Annotated in this window: 12 protein-coding genes; 5 read left to right on the top strand and 7 right to left on the bottom strand. The window is 64.2% G+C overall.

Annotated elements, in window-relative coordinates:
• The first annotated feature begins 70 nt into the window (after window positions 1-70).
• Entirely contained in the window at window positions 71-2,620 is a 2,550-nt protein-coding gene (locus tag FJ426_RS00935; RefSeq protein WP_140824712.1) for a ligase-associated DNA damage response DEXH box helicase, read from the top strand.
• Window positions 2,617-3,333, top strand: a complete 717-nt coding sequence (pdeM, locus tag FJ426_RS00930; RefSeq protein ID WP_140496693.1) for a ligase-associated DNA damage response endonuclease PdeM — start codon at window positions 2,617-2,619, stop codon at window positions 3,331-3,333. Before FJ426_RS00935 ends, pdeM begins: the two co-directional genes overlap by 4 nt.
• A 5-nt stretch (window positions 3,334-3,338) precedes the next feature.
• Here the strand turns inward: pdeM and FJ426_RS00925 are convergent, their stop codons facing one another.
• Genes FJ426_RS00925 through FJ426_RS00915 form a run of 3 tightly spaced genes read right to left on the bottom strand, consistent with a single transcriptional unit; the run spans window position 3,339 to window position 7,941 of the window.
• Window positions 3,339-4,274 (bottom strand): DmsC/YnfH family molybdoenzyme membrane anchor subunit, encoded by a 936-nt coding sequence (locus tag FJ426_RS00925; RefSeq protein ID WP_140560877.1) that lies wholly within the window; start codon window positions 4,272-4,274, stop codon window positions 3,339-3,341.
• 5 nt (window positions 4,275-4,279) lie between these two features.
• A complete protein-coding gene (locus tag FJ426_RS00920; protein ID WP_140496689.1) occupies window positions 4,280-5,014 on the bottom strand; it encodes a 4Fe-4S dicluster domain-containing protein in 735 nt (244 codons plus the stop codon).
• The gene (locus FJ426_RS00915; RefSeq protein WP_140580408.1) at window positions 5,011-7,941 is read right to left on the bottom strand and encodes a molybdopterin oxidoreductase family protein; all 2,931 of its coding nucleotides are present in this window, start codon (window positions 7,939-7,941) and stop codon (window positions 5,011-5,013) included. The genes FJ426_RS00920 and FJ426_RS00915 overlap by 4 nt, the downstream gene beginning before the upstream one ends.
• Before the next feature lie 277 nt (window positions 7,942-8,218).
• Here FJ426_RS00915 and FJ426_RS00910 point away from each other — a divergent pair, with 277 nt between their 5' ends.
• Entirely contained in the window at window positions 8,219-9,121 is a 903-nt protein-coding gene (locus FJ426_RS00910; RefSeq protein WP_140496685.1) for a LysR family transcriptional regulator, read from the top strand.
• A 12-nt stretch (window positions 9,122-9,133) separates the two neighbouring features.
• Here FJ426_RS00910 and FJ426_RS00905 read toward each other — a convergent pair whose 3' ends face one another.
• The 4 genes from FJ426_RS00905 to FJ426_RS00890 all read right to left on the bottom strand — a co-directional run bounded on the left by FJ426_RS00905 (window position 9,134) and on the right by FJ426_RS00890 (window position 16,489).
• Window positions 9,134-10,390: an Hsp70 family protein gene (locus tag FJ426_RS00905; protein ID WP_140560875.1), complete on the bottom strand. Its 1,257-nt coding sequence runs from the start codon at window positions 10,388-10,390 to the stop codon at window positions 9,134-9,136.
• Between the two features lie 179 nt (window positions 10,391-10,569).
• A complete protein-coding gene (locus FJ426_RS00900; protein WP_140523928.1) occupies window positions 10,570-11,358 on the bottom strand; it encodes a TIGR02186 family protein in 789 nt (262 codons plus the stop codon).
• On the bottom strand, window positions 11,358-12,281 hold the full coding sequence (locus FJ426_RS00895) for a sulfite exporter TauE/SafE family protein (protein ID WP_140560874.1): 924 nt from the start codon (window positions 12,279-12,281) through the stop codon (window positions 11,358-11,360). Before FJ426_RS00895 ends, FJ426_RS00900 begins: the two co-directional genes overlap by 1 nt.
• Before the next feature lie 191 nt (window positions 12,282-12,472).
• Window positions 12,473-16,489, bottom strand: a complete 4,017-nt coding sequence (locus FJ426_RS00890) for a peptidoglycan-binding protein (RefSeq protein ID WP_140560873.1) — start codon at window positions 16,487-16,489, stop codon at window positions 12,473-12,475.
• Window positions 16,490-16,935: 446 nt separating this feature from the next.
• On the opposite strand from FJ426_RS00890, the gene FJ426_RS00885 reads away from it, so the two are divergent.
• On the top strand, window positions 16,936-17,397 hold the full coding sequence (locus FJ426_RS00885) for a MerR family DNA-binding transcriptional regulator (protein WP_140497287.1): 462 nt from the start codon (window positions 16,936-16,938) through the stop codon (window positions 17,395-17,397).
• 262 nt (window positions 17,398-17,659) lie between these two features.
• A complete protein-coding gene (locus FJ426_RS00880; protein WP_140560872.1) occupies window positions 17,660-19,450 on the top strand; it encodes an acyl-CoA dehydrogenase in 1,791 nt (596 codons plus the stop codon).
• The last annotated feature ends 50 nt before the right edge of the window (window positions 19,451-19,500 follow it).

The raw sequence follows: 19,500 nt of genomic DNA, 5'->3' as shown, positions 1-19,500 counted from the left end.
AAAAACTGCTCGATCACCTTTTGTTCCGATTGTTCTTGGCGTTAGCGCGCCGTCGCGCTAACTCTGACGCGTGACAGAGAAGCCGCGCCTTGCCGACCAGAATGCCGCCGTCATTCTGCCCGACCCATTCCTGAGATGGTTTGGCGAGAAAGGCTGGTCGCCGCGCGCCCACCAGATCGAATTGCTGGCGAGGGCTCAGGCAGGGCAGTCGGTGCTGCTGATTGCACCGACCGGCGCCGGCAAGACGCTGGCCGGGTTCCTGCCTTCGCTGACCGAACTGGCCGTCAGGGCCAGGCGAAAACCGGGACAGGCCCGCCGCGGCATCCACACGCTCTACATCTCGCCGCTGAAGGCGCTGGCTGTCGACATCGAGCGCAACCTCGGCAAACCGGTGGAAGAGATCGGGCTCTCCCTCACCATCGAGACCCGCACCGGCGACACGCCGGCGCACAAGCGCCAGCGGCAGAAGCTGGTGCCGCCCGACATCCTGCTCACCACGCCCGAGCAGCTTGCGCTGCTGATCGCGGCACCCGATGCCAGGCGTTTCTTCGAAGACCTGCGCTATGTCGTGCTCGACGAGTTGCATTCGCTGGTGATTTCGAAGCGGGGTCATCTCCTGGCGCTTGGTCTGGCGCGCCTGCGCCAGTTCATGCCCGAGCTTCAGACCATTGGACTGTCCGCCACTGTGGCCGAACCGGACGAATTGCGCCGCTGGCTGGTCGGCCAGAATCCGCCCAAAAATACGGCAAGTCCCGAAAGGGCCGAACTGATCGTCGTTACCGGCGGCGCAAAGCCCGAAATATCCATCTTGGATTCGGAGGAGCGCGTGCCCTGGGCCGGACATTCGGCCCGCTACGCGACGCCCGAGATCTACCGCGAGATCAAGCGCCACAAGACTACCCTGCTGTTCGTCAATACGCGCAGCCAAGCGGAGTTGCTGTTCCAGGAACTGTGGCGCGTCAACGAAGATACCTTGCCGATCGCCTTGCATCATGGGTCGCTCGATGTCGCGCAGCGGCGGCGGGTCGAGAAGGCGATGGGCCACAATGCGCTGCGCGCCATCGTCGCCACCTCGACGCTCGACCTCGGCATCGACTGGGGCGACGTCGACCTCGTCGTGCATGTCGGCGCACCCAAGGGAGCGAGCCGGCTGGCGCAGCGCATCGGCCGCGCCAACCACCGCATGGACGAACCATCCAAAGCCGTCCTCATCCCGGCCAACCGCTTCGAGGTGCTCGAATGCCGGGCAGCGCTGGACGCCAACTATCTCGGCGCGCAGGATACGCCTCCACTGGTCGATGGCGGGCTGGACGTGCTGGCGCAACATGTCCTTGGCTGTGCTTGCGGCGCACCGTTCCGCGCGGACGATCTTTACGAGGAGGTGCGGTCGGCGGCCCCCTATGCCGGGCTGGGTCGGCCGACATTCGACCGCGTCGTCGATTTCGTCGCCACGGGTGGCTACGCCTTGAAGAGCTATGAGCGATACGCCCGCATCCGCCTCAACAAGGAGGGATTGTGGCGGGTATCCAATCCGCGCGTGGCCCAGCAATACAGGCTGAACGTCGGCACTATCATCGAGGTGCCGGCGCTCAACGTGCGTTATGTCCAGGCCGGCAGCAAGGGTTCCGTGTCGCGCGGCGGCAGGGTTTTAGGCAAGATCGAGGAGGCTTTCCTCGAGACGCTGACGCATGGCGACACCTTCATGTTCGCCGGCAAAGTTCTTCGCTTCGAAGGCATTCGCGAGAATGAGTGCTTCGTCTCGAACGCGCCCGGCAGCGATGCGAAGGTGCCTTACTATGGCGGCGGCAAGTTCCCGCTTTCGACCTATCTCGCCGAACAGGTCCGCGCCATGCTGGACGATCCGCAGCGGTGGAAGAAACTGCCCGAGCAGGTGGCCGACTGGCTGCGCTTCCAGGCCGACAAATCGGTGCTGCCCAAACGCGATGACCTGCTGATCGAGACCTTTCCGCGCGGCAACTGCCACTATCTGGTCGCCTACCCCTTCGAGGGCAGGCTGGCCCACCAGACGCTCGGCATGCTGCTTACCCGCCGTCTGGACAGGACGGGCGCCAGGCCGCTTGGCTTCGTCGCCACCGACTATGCCTTGGCCATTTGGTCGCTGGGCGACATGGGGGCGATGTTCAAAGCCGGAAAACCTTCGCTCGGCGCGCTTTTCGATGAGGACATGCTTGGCGACGATCTCGAGGCCTGGCTGGCAGACAGCTGGCTTCTCAAGCGCACTTTTCGCAATTGCGCGCTGATTTCAGGGCTGATCGAAAAGCGTCATCCCGGCAAGGAGAAGAGTGGCCGTCAGGTGACTGTCTCGACAGACCTTATTTATGACGTCCTGCGCAGCCATGAGCCGGATCACATATTGCTCCAGGCGACGCGCGCGGACGCGGCGGCGGGCCTGCTCGATGTCAGCAGACTTGCGGACATGCTCTCGCGCATTCAAGGTCGAATCATGCATAAGAACCTCGAACAGATATCGCCGCTCGCCGTGCCGATCATGCTCGAGATCGGCAAGATGCCGGTGCACGGCGAAGCCGATGAAACGCTGCTGATGGATGCGGCCACGCTGGTTGAGGAAGCCATGGGGCCGGAGATGGCTGAGGAATGAATTTTTCGCTGGCGCGCGCATCGTTGATCGCCGACGCCGATCTGGTCGGCATCGCCGGCGAACGTGCGGTCTGCGATCCGCGCGGCGTGCTCTACTTTCCCGAGCTCAAGCTTCTGGCCGTTTCCGATCTGCATCTGGAAAAAGGCTCATCGCTGGCAAGGCGCGGCATGCTGCTCCCGCCCTATGACACCGGCGCGACCTTGCTGCGATTGCAGGCCGTCATCTCAGACTACCAGCCGGCAATCGTCATCAGCCTGGGCGATTCCTTCCACGATGGCGGCGGCGCCGAGCGCATGCATCGAAGTTTCCGCGAACGGCTGGAGGCGCTGATGGCGGGCCGCGACTGGTTCTGGGTGGCCGGCAACCATGACCCGGAGGCGCCGGCCGACCTGCCGGGCGATACGGTGCGCGAACTCGCCATCGGCTCGTTGCTGTTCCGGCACGAGCCGTCGAAGCTGCGCGTCGAGGGCGAGATATCGGGCCATCTCCATCCCTGCGCCCGCATCGTCCAGCAGGGCCGTTCAGTGCGGCGGCGCTGCTTCGCCGGCGATGGCGGCCGCATGATCATGCCCGCCTTCGGCGCCTATACCGGCTCACTCAACGTGCTCGACCGCGCCTATGCCGGCCTGTTCCGCCTGGAATCGCTGATGGCCTATATGCTCGGCACGGACCGCATCTTTGCGATTTCAGGCTCGATGCTGCGACCCGGCTGAAGCCGCTATTTCCCGTAGTAGAGAGTGACCGTGTGCTTCGCTTCGGCGAAGAACAGCCAACGTTCGACCAGCATGCCGACAAACTGTGCGACCGCGGCGAACACCGATGCGAGCGCCGCGAAAGGTGACGGCAAGGCGAAGGCCGTAATCAGCAGCAAGGCGGGTAGCGCGAAACCCAGGAGCTGGGTGATCCGCCGCATCTTTGCGCTGTGCTTGCGCGCGATGCGAAAACCCATTTCCTTGAGCAAATAATTTTCCTCGGTATGCGGCCATTCCAGCGATCTAACCGTCCCCCCGGCAAGCCCGGTTGCGGTGTTGGCGTTGGTGGGGATTTCCAATTGGTCGTTGTACCGCCAGGTCGCAAGCTTCCAGGCCCAACCGAGCAGGGTCAGCAGTACGCAGGCTGCCAGAAGCATTTTGGAACCGACGGCAAAGCCTTGGCATAGCGCGGCCAGAAGTACACTGCCGCTCATAGCCGAGAAAATGAGATAGCCGGGCAAGGTGTAAGGGCTGTGCCACTGAGCGATGGGTTTCAGCGAGGCATAGATCATGCCGGTCATGCAGACGGTGATGACGGCGCCAATCGTTGCCAGAAGTCCGGCGGCGGCGACCCAGCCATCGGTGCGGCCAAGAATGACCCAGCCAATGCCAAACAGTCCGGCCGGGACGAAGGTGGCGACCGAGGCGACGCCTTCGCGCGATAGCCAGGAACTGCGCCATTGCGAGAACGCACGCCAGGCGCGTTCGGGGCGGCCGAGATGTCCGGTCGAGGACAACAGGCCGGCGGTGATCAGCCCGAGCGCCAGTCCCATGCCGATGAAGCCCAGCCAGAAATCGGGTGCGATGACGCCAAGTGGCGCCAGCACGCCGAGCAGCGCCAGCAGGCCGTAGCCGGCGCCGGTGGCGGTGGTGAAGAAGACGACCGAGAAGGCTGGATGCATGGGGTTTAGTTCGAGAGCATGCGGTCGACCCAGCCGAGGAACCCACCCTCGGCCCTCACCGGCTCCAGGGTTGGCGCAGAAATCTTTGCTGCGCGTTCGGTATGCGCGCGCGGCGGCAGGTATTTGTTGGTCGGGCGGTAGCCGAGTTCCGGCATCAGGTCGACGCCGCCACGCTCCTCAACCAGTTGCGACACCGCCGAGGCGGGGTCGCCGAGATCGCCGAAATGCCGTGCGCTGGTCGGACAGGCCGCGACGCAGGCCGGCACGCGGTCCTCCTCGGCCAGATTGTCATTGTAGATGCGGTCGACGCAGAGCGTGCATTTCTTCATCACGCCGACATCGGTGTCGAATTCGCGCGCGCCATAGGGGCAGGCCCAGCTGCATAGCTTGCAGCCGATGCACTTGTCCTCATCGACCAGCACGATGCCGTCCGAGGCTCGTTTGTAGGAGGCGCCGGTCGGACACACAGTGACGCAGGCCGGCGTCTCGCAATGCAGGCACGAGCGCGGGAAGTTCACCGTGCGGCCGCCCATCGCGGTGGTGTGCTCGTAGCTGTGCACGCGATTGAACCAGACGCCGTCGACATGGCCGCCATAGGGGTCGATGTCGGTCAGCGGCGCCATGTGGCCGCCGGTGTTCCATTCCTTGCAGGCGGTGACGCAGGCCTGACAACCGACGCAGGTGTCGAGGTCTATGACCAGGCCTAGTTTTTTGCCCGTGTGGGCGGGGACGCAGGTCATTTGGCGGCTTCCCTGTTCATGCGGAATTCGGCGCCAAAGCGAAGTGTGTCCGGCGATGGCTGGAATTGCGGCGGCTGGTGGAAACGCTCGAATTGCGGCTCGGTGAAACCGGCTTCCTCCGCCGCGCATTTGACGATGCGCACTTTGAGATCGAACCATGCCGCCTGGCCGGTCACCGGATCGGAATTCGAATACCGCCTGCCGTTGGTGTCTGCCGTGGTCTGGTCGCCGATGATGTGGTTGAGCAGGAAGCCGCGATTGCTCTCGGCGGCATCGTCCTTCAGCCCCCAGCTGCCGCGCCTTTTGCCGATGGCGTTCCAGGTCCAGACCGTGCTTTCGTTCACGCCCTCGACCAGCTTGATCTGTCCCTTGACCTTGCCATTGATGCTTTCGATCCACACCCAGTCGTCGTCGGCAAGGCCGAGACCTGCGGCGGTCCTCTCATGCACGAACAGCCGGTTTTGGCTGGTAATCTGCCTCAGCCACGCATTCTGCGAACCCCAGGAATGGTACATGTGCATCGGCCGCTGCGTCAGCGCATGCAACGGATATTTCTGCTGGTCGACGGCCGCTTCCTCGAACGGCACGTACCAGAAGGGTAGCGGGTCCATGTAGGTCTCGATGCGCTGGCGTTCGCTCTCGGGCGGCACGGCCCGACCATGGCCGCGCGCGGCAAGACGAAAGCGCTGCAAGGGTTCGGAATAGAGCTGGAAGACGACTGGTTCGGCCTTCGGGATGAAGCCCATCTGCACCGCGAAATCGAGATAGGACCGGTTGGCCATCTTGTAGTAACGCTGGTCCTCAGCGAAATCGTGGTGCCAGAAGCCGCCATTGTCGATGTAGCGCTGCAACTGGTCCGGGTTTGGCTCGCCCTTGCCGGTCGAATTGCCGTCCTTGCCACGCCAGCCGGCAAGCGGGCCGATACCGGGCGTGCGCTGGTGATTGACGATGTAGTCGGCATAGTCGGCATATTTGGCCGCCCCGTCTTCTCTGACGAAACCCGGCAGGCCGAGGCGCGCGCCGAGCTCGATCAGCACCGATTGGAACGGGCGCACGTCCCGGTCCGGCTCGACCACGGGATGGCGTATAGCATCGCCCGGTCCGTCGGCATGGCTGATCGGCCGGTCGAGCAGGCTGATGCAGTCGTGCCGTTCGAGATAGGTTGTGTCGGGCAGCACGAGGTCAGCGAACGGCACGGTCTCGGAATAATAGGCGTCGGAATAGATGATGAAAGGGATCTTGTAATTGCCCGCCTCGTCGCGGTCGGTCAGCATACGAATCGTCTCGACGGTGTTCATCGAGGAATTCCAGGCCATGTTCGACATGTACATCATCAGTGTGTCGATCTTGTATGGATCGCCGGCCCAGGCGTTACGGATGGCGGTGTGCATCAAGCCGTGCGCAGCGAGCGGCGCCTCCCAGGAATAGGCCTTGTCTATGCGGATCGGCACCCCTGCCTCATCGACCAGAAGGTCGTCAGGCCCGCAGACGAAGCCGAGCGGAATGCCGTCCAGTGGCGTCATCGGCCGGACGCTCTTGCCGGCAGGCTTCGGTCCTGGCGGCGCGCAACGCGGATAAGGCGGTTTGAAGCGGAAGCCGCCCGGGACGTCCACCGTACCGAGCAGCACCTGCAGAAGATGAATGGCTCGGCAAGAATGAAAACCGTTGGAATGGGCTGAGATGCCGCGCATCGCGTGCATCGACACAGGCCGTCCCCTAATCGTCTCGTGGCGGTGGCCGGCCCAGTCGGTCCACGCCACCGGCAGTTCGATCGTCTGCTCAAAGGCGACATGAGCGAGCTCGGCGGCGATCCTGCGGATCGTATCGGCGGCAATGCCGCAGCGCTCCGCGACCGCATCGGGCGAATAGCTCTCATCGAGGTATCGATCGGCGATCAGCTGGAACACCGGAACGCAGCGACGACCGTCGACGGTGAAGCTGCCGGTCAATGCCGGTTTGGCACTGGCGTCGGTGGCGCGGACAGGCACCTTCGCCACTCTGTCCCAGGCGAGCAGGTTGCCGGCGCCATCGCGGACAAACAGCCCGTCATCGGCCGCACCCGGATCCTGGATGACGAGCACATGGGCGTTGGTGTAGCGCAGGAGATAGTCGAGATCGACGCGGCCTGCCTTCAAGAGCTCGTGGATGAGGGCAAACACGAATAGGCCGTCGGTGCCCGGCCGGATGCCGATCCAGTCGTCGGCGATGGCGTTGTAGCCAGTGCGGCATGGATTGATCGACACCACCTTGGCGCCGCGCGCCTTCAGCTTGCCGAGGCCGATCTTGATCGGGTTGGAATCATGGTCCTCGGCGACGCCGAAAAGCATGAAATACCGGGTATTGTCCCAGTCGGGTTCGCCGAACTCCCAGAACGAGCCGCCGATCGTATAAAGCCCGCCTGCGGCCATGTTCACCGAACAGAAACCGCCATGCGCGGCGAAGTTCGGCGTGCCGAACTGGCTTGCCCACCAGCCGGTCAGGGATTGCGATTGGTCGCGGCCGGTAAAGAAGGCGAGTTTCTTCGGGTCGCTGCGGCGGATGGACGAAAGCCGCTCCGCGGCGATCGTCAGCGCTTCTTCCCACTCGATCTCGCGGAATTCTCCCGAGCCGCGCGAGCCGGTGCGCAGCAGCGGCTTTTTCAGCCGGGCAGGGCTGTAATGCTGCATGATGCCGGAGCTGCCCTTACCGCAGATCACGCCGCGATTGACCGGATGATCCTTGTTGCCGTTGATGTAGCGGACCTTGCCGTCCTTGATGTGCACGTCGATGCCGCAGCGGCAGGCGCACATATAGCATGTGGTCTTGGCGATGCGGTCGGAGACGGCGGGCGAGGTGTCGACGCCATCGTTCTCGTCGGGTGCGTTCGTGTCGGCGAGCGGGCGTTGGGACGGGGCGGAATTCGCGCCGCGCAGAGATCCTTGGGTCATGATCCCCGAGCGCTTCTGCGGTTCGCGGCTTTGGCCCTGGTTTTCGGCCCGGGACCGCGCATGTAATGCTCTTCCGGATGATAGCGATCGCCGGCCAGCCGCCGCCGCAGGCCGCGGGTCCAGTGCGCGAACAGGGACTTGAACCGCCCGATCATTTCATTCTCTGTCAATCGGTAGCGAATTTTTTCTAACTTCGATTGAAAACTTAGAATAAAGCTATCAACCCGTCTAATCAATTGTTCTTGTAAATTCGATCGATATTGGTTCTTAATGCCTTATGACACTTGACCAGTTGCGGATATTTGTCGCCGTCGCCGAGCGCGGCCACATGACCAAAGCGGCGGAGCTGCTGGGCATCTCCCAATCGGCCGCGTCGGCTGCCATCCGCGCGCTTGAGGAACAGCATGGCGTCCATCTGTTCAACCGCGTCGGCCGCAACATCGAGCTTGCCCAGACCGGTCACCGGTTCCTGCCAGAAGCCAAGGCCGTACTGGAACGAGCCGCCGCCGCACGCAATGTGCTGGAACATGTCTCGCAGACGGTTGCCGGCAGCCTCTCCATCGCCGCCAGCCTGACGATCGCCAGCTATTGGCTGCCGCGCCGGCTGGCGTCCTTCCACGAAGCCTATCCTGCGGTCAGGCTGAGCGTCAGCATCGGCAACACCAGGCAGGTCGAAGCCAGCGTGCTGGATGGAACCGCCGATCTCGGCCTGGTCGAGGGGCGCACCGAGTCTGACATATTGCGCCGCGCCAAGGTCGATATCGACCGGTTGATGCTGGTGGTTGCCGGTTCTCATCCCGAGATCGCCGAAATCGCGCCGGGCCGCCCCGACATAAAAGGGCTGCGCTGGATCATCCGCGAGGGCGGTTCCGGCACACGGGAGGTGCTGGAGGATCTGGCGCGCCGCGAAGGGATTTCGCTTGACGACCTGCAGATATTTCTGGTGCTGCCGAGCAACGAGGCGGTTCGCCAGGCGGTCGAGGCCGGTGCCGGCGCCACCATCATTTCGGAGCTCGTCGTTGGACGCGCCGTTGCTGAAGGCAGCCTGCGGTCCGTGCCGCTCGAACTGCCGAAACGCGACTTCGCCATGATTACACATCGCGACCGCCAGGCAAGCCTGGCCCAGATGGCGCTCAAGGCGCATTTGGGGGCCGACGAGAAGGCGTCCGCGCGTTCGTGAATTGTCCGGATATCAGCCGAACTTGCGCTGCGCGTCCAGCGCAAGGCCAAGTCCGACCGAGCCGAACATATCGCCCTCGATGACCGAAGCCTGAGGCACCAGCGACAGGATTTTTTGTCTCGCCAGCGGGATCGCGGTGGATCCTCCGGTCAGGAACACGGCGGTGATGTCGGACGACTTGACCCCGGCGTCGCCGATGGTCTGGCCGACCGTGGCGGCAACGCGCTCGATGTCCCTGGCGATCGTGGCGTTCAGCGCCTTTCGGGTGATCTCGGCGGCGAACTGGACTTCCGGCAGCCTCACCTCGACATCGGCCGAGACCTTGTCGGTCAGCGCGATCTTGGCCCTTTCGACAAGAGCGGCCAGCGCGTGCCCATACCGGTGCTCGACGATATGGATGAAGCGGTCGACGAGATCGGCGCGCTCGGCCTCGTAGCGGATCTGGCGCAGATGCGTCATCGCCTTGGCCGTGTAGACCAGGTTGATGCGTTGCCATGTGGCAAGATCGATGAAGTAGCTGGCCGGCAGGTTGCGCTTGCCGTCCTTGGTCGGGCTGAGGTAGCCGAGTTCCGGCATCACATGCGCGATGCTGAGCAATCGGTCGAAGTCGGTGCCGCCGATATGGATGCCGCGGCTGGCCAGGATATCGTCCTTGCGGTCAAGCGAGCGGGCACGCTGCGGCGAGACCCTTACGATCGAGAAGTCCGACGTGCCGCCACCCATGTCGATGATCAGCGCCAGTTCCTCGCGCGTCACCTTCTGCTCGTAGTCGAGGGCCGCCGCGATCGGTTCGAACTGGAAGGCGATATGCTTGAAGCCTTGGGCGCGGGCGGCTCCTTCGAGCTCGCTTTGTGCCCTGGCATCGGCCTCGGCGTCGCCGTCGACGAACTGCACCGGCCGACCGAGCACCACGCTCTCGACGGCGCCGCCGGCATCGTCCTCCAGTCTTTTTCGCAGATGGCCGAGGAACAGGCCGACGATCTCCATGAAGCCGATCGATCGCGCCTTGATGCGCGTCTTTTCCTGCGCGAGCGCGCTGCCGAGCACGCTCTTCAGCGAGCGCATCAGCCGACCTTCGACGCTGTCGGTGTAATTGGCGATTGCGTGGCGGCCGAAACAGGTACGGTTGTCCTCGAAGTTGAAGAACACGGCGCTTGGCAGCGTGACCTCGCCGCCTTCCAGCGCGACGAGGTGCGGCTGGCCGCTCCTGACCACGCCCACGGTGGAGTTGGAAGTGCCAAAATCGATGCCGGCGAATGCTGGTCGCATCGCAGCCTCCTGTCATCTCTGCTAAGGCAGCGGTTCGGCGCCGTCTGTGAAGCGTGCGCTCTCTGTCGTCCGGGGTGATCGGACCGCTCTGCCGAATTGAATTGTGCGTGTTGCCCGGCGGGCCGGGAGGTGGCGGTCTATAGCATGATCCGGGAAAGGAAAACCCCTTTGTAGCCGCTTTAGTCCTTGCGGAAGATCAACCTTCCGAGCCAGCCCGTCACCATGGCCAGCGATATGGCGAAGACGCCGTAGAGGAAGGAATAGTCGTGGGCGACACGGAAGATCGACTGTTCGAAACCGGATTTGCGGATCTCGAGCTGGGCCGAGCTCTCCTTGATGAACAAGCCGCTCTTGAACAGGAACGCGCGCGCCTTGTGGGTGCCGACCGGAACGTTCGGCGCCAGCCGCACCGTGGCGCGGAACAGGTTCTGTGACAGGAACTGCACGCCGCCGACATTCTCGCTGTAGAGGCCGGTTGCGGCCTTGCGTTCGCGCAACGCCGCGGTGAATTCCTCGATCGTGGCCGGGCTGTCGCCGGCATCGGCCGGCTGCATGTAGAGATTGGAGGCGCCGAGCGACAATTGCCTGTAGCTGTTCGGCTCGGTGATGTCCTGCAACGGCCGCGTCGTCGCCACCGAATAGGACACCGGCACGTTTTCGAAGGTCTCGGATTCCAGGTTGACCCAGACGCCGAGCACCCGGTCCTTGCGGCGCACCACCACCGGCTTGGGTGGACCTTCGAGCACGACGATGATGTCGTAGCGGCCTTGGCGCGCCACCAGCGGATCGGGATTTTCCAGCGAGCCGAAAATGGTCAGATCGGCGCCGGAAAAGCCGGCAGTGATCGAGACTTTGTCGGTGGAAAGGCCGATCTGGACGCTTTCGGTCGGCGGCGTCTGCGCCTTCGCGGGTGCGGCGGCGATCAATGACAGAAGAGCCGCGGTTGCGAGCGCTTTCAGGCCATTCATCAGTTGAAGCCCGCGCCGGACAGCGAATAAAGGTTGGGCGGCGTGACGAAGAGGTCGATGGCAAGCCTTATCGCCACCGCCAGCACCAGCATCGCCAGCAGCGCTCTCAACTGCTCGCCGCGCAGCCGCTGGCCGGCCTTGGCGCCATATTGCGCGCCGGCGACACCACCGGCCATCAAAAGAAAGGCCAGCATCACGTCGACCGTCTGGTTGGTGGTGGCGTGGACCAGAGTGGTGTAGGCCGAGGTAAAGATGATCTGGAACAGCGAGGTGCCGATGACGACGTTGGTCGGCACTTTCAGGAGATAGATCAGAGCCGGCACCATGATGAAGCCGCCGCCGACACCCATGATAGACGACAGGAAGCCGATGGCCGCGCCCAGCCCAAGCACTGGGATGACGCTGACAAACAGCTTCGAGGCCCTGAATCGCATCTTCAGCGGCAGGCGGTGGATCCAGTTGTGCTGGCCGGATTTCTTCATCACCGGTGCCGCGCCGCTGCGCGTGGCGCGTAGCGCGTTGATGCTTTCGACCAGCATCAGCCCGCCGACGGTGCCCAGAAGCACGACATAGAGCAGCGAGATGAACAGGTCGAGCTGTCCCAGCCTGCGCAGGAAAGCGAAGACGTAGATGCCGCCGGTGGAACCGACGATGCCGCCGGCAAGCAGCACCCCGCCGAGCTTGAAGTCGAGCGTGCCGCGCTTCATATGCGACAGCGCGCCGGAGAAGGATGAGGCGATGACCTGGTTGGCGCCGGTCGCCACCGCGATTGCCGGTGGGATGTTGTAGAAGATCAGGAGCGGCGTGATGAGAAAACCGCCGCCGACGCCGAACATGCCCGACAGAAAGCCCACCGCAGCGCCCATGGCCAGCAGCACGAAGACGTTGACGGAAATTTCCGCAATCGGGAGATAGATGCCCACCCGTCGGTCTCGATCAGTTTGCCAGTCGGCGAATACCGCCGTTGCGATAGTATCGCACCGAAAAGCCAATTTTTCCTTGCGCCGAAGCGGCGGCGGGGTCAAACCCCGCCGCCGCGCCGAAACAAAAAACATCTCAAGCAGTTAACAGGCAAATGTGTGGCAGGGGCGTCGCGGATACGACGCTCCTGCCGCTATTTGCGCGCCAGCAACGCCTTAACCAGCTTTTCGTCGACCGCACCGGTCGCGGGGAGCTTGTTGTCGGTCTGGAACGCGACGATCGCGTTCTTGGTCTTCGCGCCCATCACGCCGTCGGCGCCGCCGGCGTCGTAGCCGTTCTTGTTGAGGATGAGCTGGATGTTCTTGACCGCCTTCTTCATATCGATGCTGGCCGTCGTCTGCGGCGTGCCGTCTTGCCAGGATTCGGGAATGTCGGCCGAATTGGCGGCCTGATCGAGCGGCTTGGCCTTCCACAATTCGGTGGCGGCGCGGGCGCGCTCGAGTTGCTCGGGCCGTAGCGCGTTGGCGATCTCGTCGCGCTTGGCGGCAGCGTCCTTGTCGCCGGTCTTGGCGACGAGCGCGAACCATTTGTAGGATTCCTCCAGGTTCTGCTTCATGCCGACGCCCTTGGCGGCGAGGATGCCGAGATTGAACTGGCTGTCCTTCACGCCGAGATCCGCGGCCTCCTGGAACCAGTGCGCGGCCGATTCATTGTCGGTCACGCCGTCAGCGGCCATGGCGAACAGCACGGCCAGATTGTGCATGGCGCTGGCGTTGCCCTGATCGGCGGCGAGTTGGTACCAGGTCTTGGACTTCTTGATGTCGCGCGGGACGCCGATGCCCTTCTCGTAGAAATTGCCGATGCGATACTCGGCCGGAGCGAAGCCGAGTTCCGCGGACTTTTCATACCATTTGGCCGCCGCCGCCATGTCTTCCTTGACGCCGCGCGCCTCGGAATAGCGCGAGCCGATCTCGAACAGCGCCTTGGCGTCGCCGGTGGCTGCGGCGTCGCGCAGTGCGACCGGGCCCGCATCGGCGGGAATGTCGAATTTGGCCGGGGCCGCGGGAGCGCCGGCGGGCACGACGGCGCCGGTGGTGTCATTGGCCATGGCCGGTGCAGCCATTGTCGGTTGGATACCGTTGTCCGCATCCGTCGTTTGCGTTCCGCCGGCAGCAGCGGAAGGTGCCGGAGAAGAAGGAGCCGCTGCGACGGGACCGGCGGAAATGGGTTCTGCCGAAGCCATCGCGTCGGAGCCTGCCGCACCCGCGCCGGCAGGCATGACGGGAGCCATCGCCGTCGGAGCCCGCTCCGCCGTCGGGCCAGCGTTCGTCGGCCCATCGCCGTCCGACGCCATGGCGAGCGCGGTCTGCGCCACCATGTCGTCCTTGACCGCCGGAGCGGAGGGCTCGGCCTGCCTGACCTCACGGGCCGGTTCGCTGTTCGCTGCCGCCAACTGGGTTTCCGGCCTGGGCGGGCTCGCAGCGTCGACGAATGCGGTTTCCAGCGGTTGCGAGGCAACGGCCGGCGCATCATTGCTTGCCACCTGGGCGGGATCGGCGAGGAACGCCTTGCCAAGCTGCAGGCCGGCAAGCGCCAGCATGATCGCGGCGGCCGCCATCAGAATCGGCTTGCGCCGCGCCTTGAGCAGGTCGCCGATCCTGAGCGCCTTCACCGGTCCCTTCATCGTCGACTGGCGCTTCAAGGCGTCGGCCTCGGCGGCGGCGGCCTGCGCCGCGCGGCGGGCAGCCGCGATGAAGTCCGATTTTGCGGCATCGCTGTCGCTGAGCTTCGCCGGTTGCCCGCGCTCGTCGCGCACGCGCTTCATGATGGCGTTGAGGTCGGGCGCGCCGGAGCCAGGCTCCAGTGGCCGATTGGCCATTTTCGGGTCGAGCGGCTCGTCGAGGTCGACGCTCGGGATTTCCGGACCCGGCATCGAGCTCGCCAGCGGCGGAACGTCTGCTTCCTTCTTGCCCTTGAAAGCGCGCGCCAGGCCGCCCAACATCGATTTGCGGCGGCTTGCCGGCTCGCCCTTCCCGGCGATCGGATCGGAACCAAGCGCGGCCATGGCGGCGGCGGCCGCCGCCTCCGCGGGCGAGCGCGCACCCGGCCCGCGTGGCGAAGCGGGCTGGCTGCGCATGATCGCGGCGGCGCGGCCGTCGAGATCGGCCATGTCCCCTGTCAGCGGCATGGGCTCGTCGATATCCATCGACGGAGCGTCCACGGCCATCTTGCCGGCTCGCCCACGGCGCTTGCCGATCGCTTCATCCGGGCGTGCGTCCAGGAGCTCGCTCATCGCCTCGGACGGTTCGCCTGGTTCCAGCGAACCCAGCCTGTCGACGATCTTGAGCAGGGTGTCGTGGATGGCCTCGAACGTTCTCGAGTTACGCTCGTCGGAACGGCGTGTCAGCGTCTCGAGCGTCTTCAGGTCCTGGGCAAGGCCGGAAACCGCCGACGTGTCGGCGCCCGAGCCGGCCAGCGAGCGCACCGCGTTCTCGGCCGCCTCGCGCGCCGCGCCAAGGATGGAGTCGCGCGTTCCCGCCAGCGCCTTCTCGATTTCATTGAGGCGTGGGCTGATGTCCTCGAACTCCGGCAGCGGTGCGCTGGGCCTGGACAGGTGGGCGGACAGGCTGGCGACTTGCGCCTCCAGGCTGCGGATCAGCGCCGGATCGATGCCGGCGACTTGCGCGGCGGACGAGTCCAGGCGGCTCGAAATGTCTTCGAGCCGGCTTTCCAGGCCACGGATCGCGGCTTCGCCGGCGGGGTCGGGAATGCGTGTTTCCATGCGCTTGGCGAGCGCCGTGAAGCGGGCATCGATGGCTTCCATGATGCCGGCGCCGTCGACTTGCGGCATGCGCCGGTCGAGCCGGTCGGCAACCTCGTCCAGTCGGCGCTCAAGATCGCGGAACAGCATGTTGCCCTGTTCGATGGCGTCACCCTGGCGCCGTTCCATCATCGACGACAGCACGTCGAAGCGTTGCTCCAGCCCGTGGAAGATATAGTCGGCGTCTGGCATGGCCGGCGCCTGGTCGATCTTGTCGGCGATGAGCGCGATCTGCTTGGCCAGCCGTTCCATTGCCTGCTCGGGCAGGGCGGCGCGGCCGGCGAGTTCGTCGACCCGGCTCGACAGCGTGTTCAGCCGGTCGACGACGGCGTTGCCGGGGTGGTCCTGCGCCACTTCCTCGATCTGCCGGGCGAGCGAATCGATCCGTTTCTCGATGCGCTCGAAGGCTTCATGGTCGAGCGTATTGGCCTGTGCCGCGACGGTCGAGGCGACGATGGCGCGGGAGATCTCGTCCAGCCGCTCGTCGATCATGGCCAGCGTGCTGCCGCCGCGATTGTCCTGCTGGCTGGCGAAATGATCCACGGCGCTGGCCAGCGTGCGGACCTTTTCCTCCAGCGAGCGCAGGGATAGCGATTCCGGCAGGTTGTTGACGGCGTTGCTGATCTGCTCCAGCCGATCGGTCAGGCCCGAAATGGCGGGGTCCGGTGAGCGGTTGCGCTGGTCGGCGTCGACGCGGTCCTCGAAGGCTGTCCAGCGACGATCGAAATCGTCCCAGCGGCGGTCGACCTTCTGCACGCTCTCCTCGCGCGCCAGCGTGTCGAGCGCGGCTTTGACCTGTTCGAGTTCGAGCCGCAGCATGTTGACGCTTCTGTCGTCGCTTTTTTCCGACAGCGTCTTGATGGCGCCGGAAAGCCGCTCGAATTCGAGGCCAAGTTCGGCGCTGCCCTTGCCCGAAGCGCCTGACTTGGCGTTTGCCAGCAGTGCGCGGTCGATGTCCTTGCGCAGCGCCTCGAATTCGCTCTGCAGCCCGGCAGTCATCTGGTGGCGCAATTCCTCGCGCATGCCGCGCAGCTCGCCGGCGATCTTGCCGACCATGGCAACGCTGTCTTCCTGGCCGCGGATGCGGTCGATATCGCGGGCAAGGTTCTGGTAGTTCTGGCCGACGGCCGGCGCCGGCATCGGGGCCTGCGGATGCGCTGCGGGCTGCGGATCCTGGTACCAGCGCGGCTGAGCCGAAGGCTGTGCGGCGGGATAGCGCGGTTCGGTGCCATAGTGCCGGGGATCGGGACGTCCAATCGTGTCCTCGCGCGTTCTCTCCAGGCGCTGTTCCAGCGTCTCCAGCGAGCGGTTCAACTGCTCGAGCGTGGTCTGAGGCCTGCGCTGCCTGCCGGCGTTGAGTGTGTCGAGGTAGGACCGCTTGCTGTTCATCGGTGCGTCCGTCTTTCAGATTGGCCGGTTTGCGACCAGCTCCCCAAATCCTCGCCGGAACGAAGGCGACCGCACCACGGTGGAAGACAAGCTTCCCAGGGTTCACCCGCGCTCCGAAAAACCGTGAAAAAATCGATACAAGATAAACACGGGTAGCCGACATGCGCACAATTCGCCCAACGTGGTAAACAACGCGTTAACCAAGCTTAAGAAGTTGCGACGAAGTTCGCGGTGAACCGGTCGCTGCGGCATAAAGCGCCGCCCGCACAACGCCCTTGCGTCATGAGAGGGCTATCGGTATAGAATTGACGTAAACGTAAAAGGCGCATCAAGCGTGCTGTTTGCGATTTGTTTGTCGAAACCACGGCTGGAAGCACGCCCCCGCTTTCAGTCAGGCATCGCTTGGTCCAGGACCGCGACGCCACAGACGGGGAAAGCCAGTGACCATGAAGCTTATCTCGGCCGGCGAGACCGCGGCCAATACCAACACTATATCCGTCGACTCGGGCGAGGACCTCGTCCGCATCGGCGAAATGGCCAAGAAATATGGCGTGACGCTGCGCACGCTGCGTTTCTACGAAGACAAGGGCCTGCTCAACCCGCAGCGCGACGGTTCAACCCGCCTCTACACGCGCCGCGACAGGGTTCGGCTGAAACTGATCCTGCTCGGCCGCAAGGTCGGGTTCTCGTTGCGCGACGTCAAGCAGATGATGGATCTCTATGATCCCACCGGCTCCAACACCAAGCAGTTGCGGCTGGCATTGGACAAGTCGGAGAAGCAGCTTGCCCGCCTCCAGAAGCAGCGCACGCTCATCGATGACGCCATCAGCGAGTTGAGCACCTCCATGGCTGCCGTCCGGCAGATGCTGGTCGAGCGCTCGGCGCCGCAGGCGAGCGTCGCCGGCTGATTTGGGCCGCCGCCTTGCGGCGCAACATCCATGATCGAAAAAAGCCGTGTGGCGAGCGCCACGCGGCTTTTGTCATTGAGGGTTCCAACACATGTACTGCATCGCGTGCGGTTTGCTGCGGTGCAGGAGAAATTTTGTCGCATCGGCTGAATTGACGTTTACGCAAACGTCAATTTTTGTTATCTCCCGCTGAACACGGGTCCGCATGCCGCCTGACATGAATTCGGGGGGGTCGGATCAGGTCCGCAGGGTGGAGAAGAGCATGCCGATCTACAGGGCGCCGGTGCAGGATACGCTGTTCGTGCTCAACGAGGTGCTGGGCTACCAGCGCTATTCCAATCTCCCCGGCTTTTCCGATGCAACGCCCGACGTGCTGGAGGCGATCCTCGTCGAGGGCGCCAAGCTCGCGGAAAACGTCATGCATCCGCTCAACCGTGTCGGCGACATGGAAGGCTGTGTGCGCCATGACGATGGCTCGGTGACGACGCCGAGGGGCTTCAAGGAAGCCTTCGATCAGTATCGCGAGGGCGGCTGGATGGGGCTGGCGGCGCCCGTCGAGTTCGGCGGCCAGGGCCTGCCCTATGCCGTTCATACCGCCGTGGCCGAGTATATGGTGTCGGCCAATATGTCGCTGATGATGTATCCGGGCCTGACGCAGGGCGCGATCGCGGCGATCATCACCCATGGCACCGACGAGCAGAAAGCCAAATGGCTGCCGAAGATGGTCGAGGGCGCCTGGACCGGCACCATGAACCTGACCGAGCCGCATTGCGGCACCGATCTGGGCCTGCTGCGCACCAAGGCCGTGCCGAATGGCGACGGCACTTACAAGATCTCGGGCCAGAAGATATTCATCTCGGCCGGCGAGCACGACATGGCGGACAACATCGTCCACCTGGTGCTGGCCCGCATCGAGGGGGCGCCCGAAGGGGTGAAGGGCATCTCGCTGTTCATCGTGCCGAAGCTCAAGCTCGATGCTTCTGGCAATCCCGATGAGAGGAACACCGTCTCCTGCGGTTCGATCGAGGAGAAGATGGGCATCCACGGCAATTCGACCTGCGTCATGAATTATGACGAGGCGCAAGGCACGCTGCTGGGTGAGGCCAATGGCGGTCTCAAGGCGATGTTCACGATGATGAACGAGGCACGGCTCGGCGTCGGCCTGCAGGGGCTGTCGCTGTCGGAGATTGCCTACCAGAATGCCGTCGCCTACGCCAAGGACCGCTTGCAGGGCCGCTCGCTGTCGGGGCCGAAGGCGCCGGACAAGAAGGCCGATCCTATCATCGTCCATCCCGACATCCGCCGCAGCCTGATGACCATGAGGGCCTTCAACGAGGCCGGCCGTGCGCTGGCGCTGTGGACGGCGATCAAGTCGGACATCGCCCATCGCTCCGCCGACGACAAGGACCGCCAGGCGGCCGACGACTACACCGGGCTGATGACGCCGGTGGTCAAGGGCGTGCTCACCGACAAGGGCTTCGATCACGCCGTGATGGCGCAGCAGGTGTTCGGCGGCCATGGCTACATCGAAGAGCACGGCATGAGCCAGTTCGTGCGCGATGCCCGCATCGCCATGATCTATGAAGGCGCCAACGGCATCCAGGCGCTCGACCTCGTCGGCCGCAAGCTGGGTCTGAACGGCGGCCGCGCGGTGCAGTTGTTCTTCAAGGAAGTCGGCGAATTCTGCGAAGAGAACCGCGCCGACGAGAAGATGGCCCCCTTCACCAAGGCATTGAAGAAGAGCCTCAACGATCTTCAGACGGCGACCATGTGGCTGCTGCAGAACGGCATGGCCAAGCCCGACAATGCCGGCGCCGCCTCGACCGACTACATGCATCTCTTCGGCCTCGTGGCGCTCGGCTATATGTGGGCGCAGATGGCCAGGGCCGCCCAAGGCAAGCCGGGCGCCAACGGCGCGTCGTCCTTCTACGACAACAAGCTGGTGACGGCGCGCTTCTTCATGGAGCGGATCATGCCGGAAACCGCGACGCGTCTCGCCCGCATCTCCAGTGGCGCCGATACGTTGATGGCACTGCCGGCGGAAGCGTTCTAGAAATGGTCCCTCTCCCTTTGAGGGGAGGGCGGTCCAGAGGGGCCGGGAGG

Origin of the sequence: Mesorhizobium sp. B2-6-4 (assembly GCF_006441495.1) — a bacterium.
Taxonomy (GTDB): domain Bacteria; phylum Pseudomonadota; class Alphaproteobacteria; order Rhizobiales; family Rhizobiaceae; genus Mesorhizobium.
Note: the sequence above shows the minus strand (reverse complement) of the source record. Positions and strands in the feature narration are given on the sequence as shown.

Excerpts from the sequence above, each read along its gene's own strand:
- FJ426_RS00905 (WP_140560875.1), bottom strand. The coding sequence starts at position 10,390 with ATGCGACCAGCATTCGCCGGCATCGATTTTGGCACTTCCAACTCCACC.
- FJ426_RS00900 (WP_140523928.1), bottom strand. The coding sequence starts at position 11,358 with ATGAATGGCCTGAAAGCGCTCGCAACCGCGGCTCTTCTGTCATTGATC.
- FJ426_RS00880 (WP_140560872.1), top strand. The coding sequence starts at position 17,660 with ATGCCGATCTACAGGGCGCCGGTGCAGGATACGCTGTTCGTGCTCAAC.
- FJ426_RS00925 (WP_140560877.1), bottom strand. The coding sequence starts at position 4,274 with ATGCATCCAGCCTTCTCGGTCGTCTTCTTCACCACCGCCACCGGCGCC.
- pdeM (WP_140496693.1), top strand. The coding sequence starts at position 2,617 with ATGAATTTTTCGCTGGCGCGCGCATCGTTGATCGCCGACGCCGATCTG.
- FJ426_RS00890 (WP_140560873.1), bottom strand. The coding sequence starts at position 16,489 with ATGAACAGCAAGCGGTCCTACCTCGACACACTCAACGCCGGCAGGCAG.
- FJ426_RS00920 (WP_140496689.1), bottom strand. The coding sequence starts at position 5,014 with ATGACCTGCGTCCCCGCCCACACGGGCAAAAAACTAGGCCTGGTCATA.
- FJ426_RS00910 (WP_140496685.1), top strand. The coding sequence starts at position 8,219 with ATGACACTTGACCAGTTGCGGATATTTGTCGCCGTCGCCGAGCGCGGC.
- FJ426_RS00915 (WP_140580408.1), bottom strand. The coding sequence starts at position 7,941 with ATGACCCAAGGATCTCTGCGCGGCGCGAATTCCGCCCCGTCCCAACGC.
- FJ426_RS00885 (WP_140497287.1), top strand. The coding sequence starts at position 16,936 with ATGAAGCTTATCTCGGCCGGCGAGACCGCGGCCAATACCAACACTATA.